This window comes from Ahrensia sp. 13_GOM-1096m (genome assembly GCF_000620605.1).
Classification (GTDB): domain Bacteria; phylum Pseudomonadota; class Alphaproteobacteria; order Rhizobiales; family Rhizobiaceae; genus Ahrensia; species Ahrensia kielensis.
The window spans coordinates 249048-261508 of the sequence record NZ_JIAX01000012.1 but is presented as its reverse complement, the minus strand read 5'-3'; the positions used below and the strand labels follow the sequence as shown (position 1 = coordinate 261508).

General features: G+C 48.1%; 9 protein-coding genes and 4 pseudogenes. 3 read left to right on the top strand and 10 right to left on the bottom strand.

The features are described from left to right. Positions 1-40: 40 nt before the first annotated feature. Positions 41-701 (bottom strand): annotated as a pseudogene (locus N530_RS18875) (integrase core domain-containing protein); the annotation flags it as partial. Between the two features lie 3 nt (positions 702-704). Then, positions 705-965: pseudogene (locus N530_RS19515) on the bottom strand (helix-turn-helix domain-containing protein); the annotation flags it as partial. Here N530_RS19515 and N530_RS19355 point away from each other — a divergent pair. Next, positions 887-1573: pseudogene (locus N530_RS19355) on the top strand (IS110 family transposase); the annotation flags it as partial. The pseudogenes N530_RS19515 and N530_RS19355 sit on opposite strands and share 79 nt — an antisense overlap. Before the next feature lie 246 nt (positions 1574-1819). Here the strand turns inward: N530_RS19355 and N530_RS17895 are convergent. Continuing rightward, positions 1820-2084: pseudogene (locus tag N530_RS17895) on the bottom strand (transposase); the annotation flags it as partial. Between the two features lie 467 nt (positions 2085-2551). Next, positions 2552-4216 (bottom strand): GMC family oxidoreductase, encoded by a 1665-nt coding sequence (locus N530_RS0110640; protein ID WP_026480689.1) that lies wholly within the window; start codon positions 4214-4216, stop codon positions 2552-2554. A gap of 165 nt (positions 4217-4381) precedes the next feature. Here N530_RS0110640 and N530_RS0110635 point away from each other — a divergent pair, with 165 nt between their 5' ends. After that, entirely contained in the window at positions 4382-5308 is a 927-nt protein-coding gene (locus N530_RS0110635; RefSeq protein WP_026480688.1) for a LysR family transcriptional regulator, read from the top strand. Continuing rightward, a complete protein-coding gene (locus tag N530_RS17890) occupies positions 5305-5592 on the top strand; it encodes an FCD domain-containing protein (RefSeq protein WP_155851970.1) in 288 nt (95 codons plus the stop codon). Before N530_RS0110635 ends, N530_RS17890 begins: the two co-directional genes overlap by 4 nt. Before the next feature lie 118 nt (positions 5593-5710). On the opposite strand, the gene N530_RS0110625 is transcribed toward N530_RS17890, so the two are convergent. The 6 genes from N530_RS0110625 to N530_RS0110600 form a co-directional block, all read right to left on the bottom strand. Next, positions 5711-6739: a polysaccharide deacetylase family protein gene (locus tag N530_RS0110625; RefSeq protein WP_026480687.1), complete on the bottom strand. Its 1029-nt coding sequence runs from the start codon at positions 6737-6739 to the stop codon at positions 5711-5713. A 329-nt stretch (positions 6740-7068) separates the two neighbouring features. Further along, positions 7069-8568 (bottom strand): UxaA family hydrolase, encoded by a 1500-nt coding sequence (locus N530_RS0110620; protein ID WP_026480686.1) that lies wholly within the window; start codon positions 8566-8568, stop codon positions 7069-7071. 1 nt (position 8569) lies between these two features. Then, on the bottom strand, positions 8570-9571 hold the full coding sequence (locus N530_RS0110615; protein ID WP_026480685.1) for a zinc-binding alcohol dehydrogenase family protein: 1002 nt from the start codon (positions 9569-9571) through the stop codon (positions 8570-8572). 11 nt (positions 9572-9582) lie between these two features. Beyond that, on the bottom strand, positions 9583-10368 hold the full coding sequence (locus N530_RS0110610; RefSeq protein WP_018689282.1) for an ATP-binding cassette domain-containing protein: 786 nt from the start codon (positions 10366-10368) through the stop codon (positions 9583-9585). Positions 10369-10428: 60 nt separating this feature from the next. Continuing rightward, complete coding sequence (locus tag N530_RS0110605; RefSeq protein ID WP_026480684.1) at positions 10429-11370, bottom strand: ABC transporter substrate-binding protein; 942 nt, start codon at positions 11368-11370, stop codon at positions 10429-10431. A gap of 41 nt (positions 11371-11411) precedes the next feature. Beyond that, the gene (locus N530_RS0110600; RefSeq protein WP_051540903.1) at positions 11412-12398 is read right to left on the bottom strand and encodes an ABC transporter permease; all 987 of its coding nucleotides are present in this window, start codon (positions 12396-12398) and stop codon (positions 11412-11414) included. Positions 12399-12461 lie beyond the last annotated feature (63 nt).

Below are 12461 nucleotides of genomic sequence, written 5' to 3'. Positions count from 1 at the left end.
CTCCTTTGCGCACCTCAATTTGAGGCCGCGCTCAACCGAATTATTGTAAGGTACTGTTACCCTCAGGACATTTTATATCATCATTGTAGCTTTTCTTTCTCCGAGCGCTTCGTAGGGGGGCATTGAATGCCCCATGCGGTCGATGGAAGTTATAGAACCTTTCCCATTCATCGAGTTTTGCTTCGAGGTTGACATCACCTTTGTAGCTGAGAAGCTGATAAAATTCCTGCTCATCAGACCTATGTGAGCGCTCTACCTTTCCGTTTAATTGCGGTGTTGCGCGTTTGATATATGCGTGGCGGATGCCGAGATCTTCGACATACCAGTGGAACTTGGCTTGGAACTCATGTCCATTGTCAGTTCGGATTTTCTTGATGCGGAACGGGATTTTCTCGATGACATGCTCAACGAAATCAATTGCATTTGCCTGGATATGTCTTTCGTAGATTTTGAGAGCTCTGACGCGCGTGGCATCATCGATAGCGGTATATTGAAAGCGTCGTATCTTTTCGCGCGTTTTCCTTTGAATGTCAGGAATTTAACATCCATCTGGATATGATGGCCAGGAACTTGTTTTTGTAGCGTTTGGTGTGAATCTTGCGTATACGAGTCCCCCTAGGAAAACGGTTCATCCCATTGCGTTTTAGAATTCTCGCAACGGTGGCGCTGGCAATATTAATGCCATGATACCGTTGCATGTACCAGACGATACGAATTGGTCCGAGGTGATAGTTACTGCACAGGTGGAGAACCTTTTCCTCAATCTCGACCGGCGTCCAATTATAGTGCTGCTTTGGAATAGATGGGCGGTTGATTAGGTCAGCTTCGCCTTGATTGGTATAGCCTTCACGCCAACGATAAAAACTTGAGCGACCTATACCAAAATATCGACATGCAGGCTCTCCATCGTATCCGAAGCCGTGTGGTATCCAGCCGTACCCAACTGATAAATCAGATTCGGGCATTGTGCTTGGAATATGGTATCGCCATTCGCAATGGTGCGGGCGTATTCAAGGTTGATCTTCCTCGTGTATTGGCAGACGAGACCAATGACCTATCAGCAAATATGCGTAGGATATTGGCTGATCAGTTCGATGATCTTGCTGTGCTGGAGAAACGCACCTTGGCAGTAACACGCGAGATTGAAGCGCATGCTGCCAGAGATGATGTCGCGCGCCGCCTCATGACAGTTCCCGGTATTGGAGCTTTAGGTGCTACTGCACTGTTGGCCGCTGTCGGGGATGGCAAGCAATTCACAAAAGCGCGTGATTTAGCATAGTGGCTGGGATTAGTTCCAGGACAGCATTCGACAGGAGGTAAACCGACCTTGCTTGGGATAAGTAAACACGGAAACCCTTACGTTAGACGCCTGCTTATCCATGGAGCGCGTGCTTGCATGATCCATCTCAAAAGTGTCCGAGACCGTTTTGGCGATTGGATTGCTAGACTGAAGCTGCGCATGCATCCCAATAAAGTTGTAGTCGCGCTGGCAAACAAGATAGCGCGAATTGCATGGGTAATCTTGAACAAACCCGGTGCCCTCTATAAACGGGTGGATCCAGCGCACGCATAAGCCTCGACATACTGACCATCTACTAATTACGAAGATAAAACTGATGACAAAACGGAAGATCGACGAGACGTAACCCTAGTGCAAAAAAAGAGGGCTCCAAGCCCGTACCGCTAATCAGGAACGTTGCGTGCAGATCTCATCATGGCCTAGCTGCAAAAGCAGCTCACTCTGGAGAGGCCGGATACATTTGAGCAACCGTCTCATGTCAATAAATTATCCTTGCAAAAAAGGGGCAGACCATACATTTTTTGACAAAACATCCTGAAGCATGGCTTTGTCCAATGAGAGATCAGCCACAATCTTCTTCAACCGATTGTTTTCATCTTCCAACTGCCGCAGACGCTTCACCTCAGACGCCCTAAGACCGGCATATTTCTTGCGCCAATTATAACTGTTGCCACCATTTCCGCAAGCAATTGCGTAGCAAATGCTGAGAGGGGCCGGTACCGGCTTTGCGACAGACTTCGGCAACAGAAGCATCACCCTCAGCTTGCTTCAAAATAAATGCAATTTACGTTACGCAAAAATTCGATACTTTCATAGAGTTTTTCTTCTCCCTAAGCAGGGATTATAAATGGAAAATTCCAGCTTTAAATGGTCCGATTTAGTGTAGGCAGATCAGTTTTTAGCCTTATGCGGCGTGCCGATTGAACGAATACCTTGTGCCTGAACATAATCGGCAGCACCCCACCCGAACATAGCGATGAGACCGCTAATAAGCGTGATATCCATATCAGTTCTCTCAAATTATATAGTTAATTCATGTGAGCACAATGAAAATTATACAGCGCTTAATATAAGTACAAATAATAAAACACTCAAATATATAAATACATACGAAGCTTAACTTGATTAAAAGAAGAAAAAAGAACCAAGGTAATGCCAGTATCACCGAGCAGTTGCATACTCACTTAGAGGTAGTTTGAAACAGCGGCAAACATAGTATCTCCAGGAAAAAAGCAAACTCACGGCCGCGCATCACTGCCCAGACAATATCCATCCGGCAGCTTTTTCAGCGATCATCAGCGTTGGGGAATTTGTGTTGCCACTGACAATCTCGGGCATGATGCTCGCATCAACCACGCGCAATCCATCGACACCTTTGACGCGCAAATGTGGATCAAGCACCGCCGCCGGATCATCTGAACGCCCCATTTTGACCGTTCCGACAGGATGGAAAATTGTATTGGCGATATCTCCTGCGAGCTTGGCCAAATCATCATCGCTTTGATACTGAATGCCGGGCTTATATTCCTCTGGCTCATAAACCTGCATTGCGGGCTGCGCCATAATTTCGCGCACTTGTCTCAAGCTGTCTGCTGCAACTTTACGATCATCTTCAGTGGCAAGATAATTCGGTGAAATTTTAGGCGGGTCCCGATAATCATTTGAACGGATTTGCACAGTACCGCGGCTGGTCGGGTTCAAGTTGCAAACGCTCACGGTCATCGCAGGAAAATCATGTAAATCTTCGCCAAACGCTTCCAAGCTGAGCGGCTGAACATGGTATTCAAGATTAGCATGAGAACGACTAGGGTCAGAGCGTGTAAATGCGCCAAGCTGGCTGGGCGCCATGCTCATTGGGCCAGAGCGCTTGAACAGATATTCTGCGCCAATCATCGCTTTTCCAAACAGGCTTTTTGCCACTGTGTTGAGTGTGCGCGTGCCTTTAACTTTAAACACAGCCCTGATTTGAAGATGGTCCTGCAAATTCTCGCCGACAGGCGCATCAACATGAACTTCAATGCCGTGAGCCTTCAATAATGGTGCAGGACCAATACCTGATAGCTGTAAGATTTGCGGAGAATTAATCGATCCTGCCGATAGGATGACTTCGCGGTTTGCACGAATAAAAATTGACGAACCGCCATAATTTATATGTGCGCCAACACACCGCAAACTGCCATCACTTGCTGGTTCAATTTTTAATTTCTCGACCTGTGCCTCAGTCCAAATTGTCAAATTTTGACGCGCCTTTGCCGGTCGTAAAAAGGCTTTCGATGTATTCCAACGCCAACCTGAGCGTTGGTTGACATCGAAATAGCCAACACCGCTATTATCACCACTGTTGAAATCATCCGTTCTTTCAACGCCCATTTCCACAGCAGCATCAGCAAATTTATCCAGCACATCCCAATGCAAGCGCTGCTTTTCTATGCGCCATTCACCGCCATGCCCGTGCATATCTGAAAACCGGATATTACTGCCCGTTGCAGGGTCTGCGCCATCATCAAGCTTATAATGGTCTTCGTGAGCCTTAAATGCGTCGAGCGCATTTTCCCAGTTCCAAGCGTCTTCGCCTGTCAGCTTTGCCCAATTATCATAATCACGCGACTGACCGCGCATATAAATCATACCGTTGATGGATGAGCATCCGCCAAGCGTTTTACCGCGCGGATAACGCAAGACACGTCCGTTCAACCCTTTGTCGGGTTCAGTATTATACATCCAATCAGCACGCGGATTGCCTATGCAGTAAAGATAGCCAACCGGAATATGCATCCATGGATAAGTGTCAGGCTTTCCCGCCTCAACGAGCAAAACTTGATTTGCAGGGTCGGCGCTCAACCGATTGGCGAGCAGGCAACCAGCGGAGCCGCCACCAATAATGATAAAATCGAACTCTGTTTTAAATTCAGACATGCGCCGCCTTCCAACTCTTTAAAAGACAACGAAAGAAGGAGAAGAGCAGATCGTCTGTTTGAAACGTACCACGCCTCCTCCAAGCGCGTCATCTGAACCTAGAATATGGAAAATTTCGAATTTTCCTAATGACAAATGGTACATAGTGATATTACAAAAATTTATATGGAACGCTTTTTCAATCTCAACACCATCCAAGCTTTTGTTACAGTTGCCCGTGAAGGCAGTGTATCTCGCGCAGCTGAGCTATTAAATTTAACGCAGCCTGCCGTCAGTCATCAGCTAAAGCGGCTGAGCGCTGAAACCGGTGTTCAACTGTTTCAACGAACACCTAATGGCCTGCAAATCACACAGGACGGTGCGGCCATTTTGCAAAAAGCAGAAGCGGTGCTTGTGGCCATGAGTGACTTTCGCAGGACCGCACGACAACAGTTCGACCGTGTTACGGGTACCCTCAAAATTGGCACTATCGTCGACCCAGAATTCATCCGCCTTGGCCGATTGCTCCATCAATTAAGATCGGATTTTCCTGATATTGCAACGGAGTTGGTGCACGGCGTGAGTGGTGAAATATTGAACCGCTTAAAGCGCGGCCAAATTGATGCAGGCTTTTATTTAAGCGACCCAAATTTAATGGATCATATGGCTGGCGATGAACCCATTCACAGCGTCAAATTAGCAGATTTTTCTTACCGCGTGATCGCGCCCGCAGGCTGGCAGAACCGTATAGAAACGAGTGACTGGTCTGAGTTCGCGAAGCTACCCTGGATCGGAACGCCTGAGACATCCGTTCACAATCGTTTGCTTGCTTCTATTTTTGAAAAACATGGCTGCAAGCAAAACACCGTCGCGCTTGTCGATCAGGAAGCATCAATGCTGGAAATGGTGCGATCAGGCGTTGGACTAAGCCTTTGCAGGGAATCCATCGCGCTTCACCAAAGACAATCTTTTGGCCTTTCTATATGCGAAAAACTTTCCGTACCTGCTTGCCTCAGCATCGTTACGTTGGAGCGCACCAAAGACAAAGATACAATCTCCGCCCTCTTTGATGTTATTAATTCCATTTGGGATCTTCGTTTGAAAGATCGATGAACGACTATCTATTCATACGGCACAATGAACTAATCAGACTGGCCGATAATTCACGCATAAAAAGCATCGTCAATGTTTTCAACGATCAAGTGCGCCGCGCGCGCGCATTAACGCTTTATCTGCGCCCATCACCGACGAAATCGAACGAAGACCATCGCCTTCTATTGGATGCAATAAAAGCAGGTGATGCTCTTACAGCAAAGACAATCCACACAGAGCACCGCGTGCGTGCAGGTGCAATGCTGATCTCAATATTGGAAAAGCATAAGCTTATTATGGTTTAATTGCGCTTTTCACCAGCCTCCATAATATGGCTGGTGTTCTGGCTGCGCAGTTGAATGAAGCTTTCGTTCGATTCACCAAAAATCTAAACTTAGTTTAAAACGTATAGCCCTAAACCGCTTACATTAAACGAAATGGAACTCCGCTAAGAAGCGCCGCAACATAGCGTCGCTTTTGGTAGAAACCATTGAGCGAAATCCGTGGCAATAACATCCACTCATCTTGGCTATAATTTATTAAAACATCTGGCTGTGTCGTCACACCAATTCTAAGTCCGGCTCTGCGTGCAGCCTTTGCTTCGCGCGGCCCACAAGCACGCTTCCACCCATATGGATAGGCAATCGATACAGGAAGCGTTTGCGTCCATTCTTTTATCGCCTCAATACAGTCAGCCATTTCGCGGTCCAAGCGCGCAGCATCGAGACGGGTTAAACAACAATGCGAAACCGTATGTGCGCCAAAACTTGCAAGAGGGTCTTTAGCAAGCTCTCGCAGCTCATCAGCATTCATAACTTCATCTTCGATAATCTTCATCGGATCAACACCGTGCGCGATCGCCGCTTCGTTCAGACGGTTAACAGTAGCGTCTTCATCCATAGATTCAATAAATTGCGCTATGCGTAAGAACACCGCATGTTTCTGCTTGTGAGTTGAGCAAGTGACAGCCTCGGGACCATCACCAAAATCGAATTGAAATTGATCAACGGCGCGTGTCAAAACCTCTGCGGTTTCCCACCACATTGTATGCGTTCGCTCCACAAGCCCCTTGGTAATGTACAAAGTATAAGGCACGCCGTATTTTCTAAAAACCGGCGCTGCAAATTCAGCATTGTCACGGCAACCGTCATCCAGTGTGAACGCAACATAGCGCTTACTCTTGTCGCCTTTGGCAAGCAATTCTGGCAGATCAGTCAGCGCAACCGGCGTATAGCCTTTTGATATTGCCTCTTGGATAGCCTGATCGAGAAAGTCCGGCGTAATTGATAGAAGCGCATTGGGTTCATACGGTCTATTCATTGCAGGGCGCACATGATGAAGCGTGAATATGACACCGCGTCCAGCGGCCTGCGGCATCAATCGCCCTAACTGGCTTAGAGCGATAATTTCAAGACCGGCAGTAATAACCATTTTCTTAAAAATTGGCTTCATATCACTTCTCTAATTTAGCTCAGGCAAGTCGATGAATTGAAATCGGTATAAATCCAATCTCTCGTTTGAAGCCGCACTGATGTAGGCATTCATTTTGAAAGTAAAGTGGCACCAAGAATAAAAGAATATATCTTTCTTCTACCAGTATAAATATAAACTGGATATTACCAAGTGCCGTGCAGCACAAAACTTTAGGCATACTCTTTGCATATACCCATTTTATCGCGCTCTATTTGCGCGCATGTCATCGCTAAATCGCCATCAGATCAGCGGACAAAGCTTTAATCTCAGAACTGAAGCTTGTTATTCAAGGAAGGCCTTGAACTGAACTAAAGCACCGCGCCTATTTGCCAAGGCACAAATTCAACACCGCCAAAGCCAAGTGTTTCACTTTTTGTTTTTGTGCCGCTCGCCACATCAATCAGCATTTCGAAAATTTCCGCGCCCTTGTCGGCAAGGGAATGCCCTTCGGCAATCTCACCGCAATTGATGTCCATGTCGCCGCTCATGCGCGCATACATATCGGAGTTTGATGCAAGCTTGATGCACGGTGTTGGCATATAGCCAGATACAGACCCTCGCCCTGTTGTGAAGGCGATCAAATTTGCGCCCGATGCGACCTGCCCCGTGACCGAACATGGATCATATCCCGGACTATCCATGAACACGAAACCTTTTTGCGTAATCGGTGCAGCATAATCATAAACGCCTGCAAGCGGTGCCTGTCCGCTTTTTGATACAGCGCCCAACGACTTTTCAAGAATTGTCGTCAAGCCGCCACGCTTATTGCCAGGGCTTGGATTATTGTCCATTTTTGCGCCATGCCGTGCGCAATATTCTTCCCACCACGTCAATTTATCAACAAGCGCTTGACCGACTTCAGCTGTTACAGCGCGGCGTGTTAAAAGATGTTCAGCGCCATAAATTTCAGATGTTTCAGATAAAATCGATGTGCCGCCATGTGAGACTAAGAGGTCAGATGCAACACCCAGAGCAGGATTGGCCGTAAAGCCAGAATAGCCGTCAGAGCCGCCGCATTGCATACCTAGCATAAGTTCAGATATGGGCGCAGGTGCACGTTCCGCCTGATTAGCATAGGCCGCAAGCGAAGTTAGTTCCTCAAGCCCTTTTTCAATCGTGCGCTGTGTTCCGCCCATTTGCTGAATGGTCATATAACGCATCGGGCCATCAGCTGTAATTTTGCGCTCACCAACCAGCGTTGCAAGCTGCAAAACCTCACAGCCAAGCCCCACAAGCAAAATACCGCCAAAATTAGGATGCTTCGAATATCCCGCTAAAGTGCGCAGTAAGATATCATAACCTTCGCCGCGGTTCGCCATGCCGCAGCCGCTGCCATGCACGATTGGCACAATCCCATCGACATTGGGAAACGCATCCAGAATGCCAGATTTTTCCGCCGCCTCTACGATGAACCGTGCAACCGAACCCGAGCAATTGACCGACGTTAAAACACCCAAATAATTGCGTGTGCCAACACGTCCATCGGCGCGGTGATACCCTTGGAAGGTGCGCTCAGTTGCAGGCGCAGGCAGTGGGTTTACCGCAGATGAAAAAGCGTAATCAACTTTGTGACCACTCATTTCCATATTGTGCTCATGCACATGAGAACCCGCTGGTATCATGACGGTCGCTTTGCCAATAATTTGGCCGTAGCGCAGCACGTTTTCTCCCGCAGGAATGTCAACCAAAGCCACTTTGTGAGACTTGAGGATAGCCTCAACTGCTACGCTTTCACCAGCTTTAAGCGGCGCAAGCGCAATCGCGACATTGTCATCATCGTGAAGCTTCAAGATATCTGGAGCGCTCATATCAATCCTCAAGCCTCACGATTACTTTAATCAGTTCGGCACGATCCGCAGCCAAATCGCTGAACTGAGATGACAATTCTTCAAGTGACAAAATGCTGGAACAAAGCTTGTCTGCATCAATCAAATTCTTTTTGAATGAATCCACAACCCAATCAAAATCTTGTTTGAGCGCATTGCGGCTGCCAATCAAACGCATTTCTCTTTTGTGAAATTCCGGATCATGAAAAGTGATGTCATCTTTGACAACGCTGACCAGAACATAGGAGCCGCCATGCGCGACAGTTTTAAATCCAGCCTCTATCGCGCCGCTATGGCCTGTGGCATCAAAAACAACGTCATAGCCGGCACCATCCGTGCGCTCTAACGCGGCATCAATTGACGTAAAGCCTTGCTTGAAATCAAACTTCTCTGCCGCTGCATTAAGACGTGCATCGCTCAGATCAAGCAGCGATACATTGGCACCTTTAAGCCGTGCAAAAAGCGCCGCACCAATACCAATAGGACCGACGCCGGTCACAAGCACATTATCCCCCGCCTCCACTTCAGAGCGGCGAACAGCATGGGCACCAATGGCCAAAAACTCGACCATTGCGGCCTGTATTGAGCTAAGCCCCTCGGCTGAATAAAGATTACCAGATGGCACAGCGATCTGTGTCGCTAGCCCGCCATCGCGGTGAACGCCAAGCACTTCAATATTGTAACAGCAATTAGGTTTACCGCGTTCGCATGCACGGCAAGAACCGCAGGACAGATAGGGATTAACGACCACCAGATCGCCAGCATTCCAGCCATTGCCATCATGCGTAACACGACCGCTCAGTTCATGACCAATCACACGTGGATAGGCCAAAAACGGATGTTTGCCTTCCAAAATATGATAATCCGTGCCGCAAACACCAACCGCGCAAATATCAATCAGTACCCAACCTTCTGGCACTTCGGTTACGGCGGGGCGTTGCTCAATGGCAAATTTTCCAGGCTCAACAACCACACCAACTTGCATCATCTGTCCGCTCATTGAACCTGTCCTCGCGGTGTCCAATCGTCAGGCAGCGCGCCTTTGATAATCAGGCTCAAAATATCATCCTTGTTTACATCACCGATGGCGAACGTGCCGACATTACGGCCCTTGTTCATAACCATCACTCTGTCGCATAAATCGAACACATCATGCATGTCGTGGCTAATCAGAAAAATGCCGATACCTTCGGCTTTAAGACGGCGCGTCAAATCTGCAACCATCGCCGTTTCAGATGGTCCAAGCGCTGCCGTTGGTTCATCCATAATCAGCACTTTGGCTTGAAAATAAATGGCGCGCGCAATCGCAATCACTTGGCGTTGCCCGCCCGATAAATTCGACACCGCATCACGCAAATTCTTAAAATTAGGATTGAGTTGGCGCAGCGCCTTTTCAGCTTCCGAAAACATCCGCGCATCATCAAGATTGCCAAAGCGGGTCTTTAATTCACGCCCAAGGAAAAGATTGGCCGCCGCATCCAAATGATTGGCCAGCGCCAAAGTCTGATAGATCGTTTCAATACCATTGTGACGCGCATCTTGCGGCGTATCAATAACAGCCTCTTGGCCATTGATAAGGATTTTACCTTCACTGGGATTCATCGCACCGGACAAAATGCGCATAAGGCAAGATTTACCCGCGCCGTTGTGGCCCAACACGCCAACGACCTCGCCAGCATGAAGACTAACCGACACGTCTTCGACCGCATGCAATCCACCAAATCTTTTGTGGATTTTCGACATCTCGACCAAAGGAGTTTTATCTGTTGCTGTGTTTAGCATAGTTGATTTCGCCGCTTATAGGGTGAACAGCTGGCGCAAGCTGCGCCAGCTGCTGCACAATCAGTAAAGTACGTTTTGTGCTTCAGGAGAATCGATGTTCTCTTTTGTGACCATCACAACACCGTTATCGATAAAATCAGTCACCTTCTCACCAGCTAGAAGATCGATCACAGCGTTAACGCCAAGTTCGCCCATTTGGAACGAGCCTTGCACGGCAGTTGCGAGCAACGTGCCGCTTTTCACCATGTCTTGAAGGTCCGCATTACCATCAAAGCCGATTGCTGTGAGTTGGCCAGCTTTACCAGCTTGCTCAATCGCACGGCCCATGCCGATTGCCGTTGGTTCATTGGCACCAAAGATACCGATAAGATCGCCATTGGCTGCAAGCGTATCCGTTGTCTGGTTAAGCGCTGTCGCCATTTGCGATTGTGAATAAAGCGGCCCAACAATTTCGATGTCAGAATTGTCTTCGATATATTTTGTGAAGCAACCAACACGGCCGATTTCAGAACCAACACCAGCAACATAAGACATCACAGCAACCTTGCCGGAGCTTCCTGCATTCTCGATCATCATTTTGGCAGCCTGTTCACCGGCAGCACAGTTGTCCGTTGAAAGGAATGTCTGATAGTATTTCTCATTACCTTCAGCCAAACCGCTATCAATGATAGCAACCGGAATACCGGCTTCAAAAGCACGCTTAACGGCAGGCGCAAGCGCTTCTGGATCAGACGGCGCAAGAACAATCGCAGATACACCGCGGTTGATTGCATTTTCAACAAGTGAGACCTGATCGGCAACAGCGGATTCCGTTGCTGGGCCATTGAATGACATTGTGTGTTCGCTCTGCTCGCCAATAGCGGCAGTCGCACCCTTGTTCACATTTTGCCAAAAGTTAGAGCTTGTTGTTTTAACGATAACGGCAATTTCTCCCGCCGATACAGTCGATGTAGCCAAAGCCAGCACACTTGTTGCAAGCATAGTTTTCAGTAGGTTCTTCATGGTTTCCTCCCTAGATGAAGATTTTAGTTAAAGACGTTTGATCAGTTTCGATTGCGCATCTGGTCTATGAACACAGCCCCGATAACAACGATCCCGATAATGATTTGTTGAATGAATGCGGACGTTCCGGCCATGTTGAGACCATTGCGCAGAACACCAATGATAAAGGCACCAATCATGCTGCCTGAAATGCTGCCGACACCACCCATCAAAGACGCGCCACCAATGACCGATGCTGCAATGGCATCAAGCTCATACATAACGCCTTCATTGGGCTGAATAGTCACAAGACGCGACATCAAAACCATGCCTGCAAGCCCAGCCAATGCACCCGATGCAGTGTACGCCCAGATCTTAGTGCGCGTGACATTCACCCCTGAAAGGCGCGCCGCTTCCTCATTCGAGCCAACAGAAAAAATATGTCTGCCGATCTGGCGGCGCTGCAATAAAAATGCACCAAGCACAGCCATAACAAGCAGCAGAACAGCAGGGTAAGGAATGCCAGGGAAAATCACCTTCGGAAAACCATTTGCCTGCATTTCAACAACACGGAAAAACGAGCCATTGCCAAGCGCGCCAAATGTATCACCAAGTCGGCTGATCGGCGCTGCGCCTGTTAATTGCAGCGCAACACCGCGCGCAATCATCATCATGCCGAGCGTTGCAACAAAAGGCGTAATCCGCATTTTGGTAATCACCAGACCATTGATAAACCCGCACAATCCGCCCGCAATAACGCCGAGCACCATGGCAGGAATAACAGGCACGCCCGCCTTGATCGTAAGACCCGTCACCACGCCGGAAAGCGCTAAAACCGATCCAACGCTCAGATCAATACCGCCCGTGATAATAACCATCGTCATACCAATGGCTAAAAGGCCGATCACTGCTGTTTGCAGCAAAACGGTAAGACCATTGTTCACCGACAAAAAGGCAGGGCTTGTAAATGAGAACGCCAGAACAAGGAGAAGCAGCGTTATTAAAGCTGAAACTTTATGTAGCGCTGAACCAGACGGTAAAAACCGCATTTTTGATTTGGTCTGTACTTCAGACAAGATCACCCCTCCCAGAGCCACGTTCTGATTTTAATA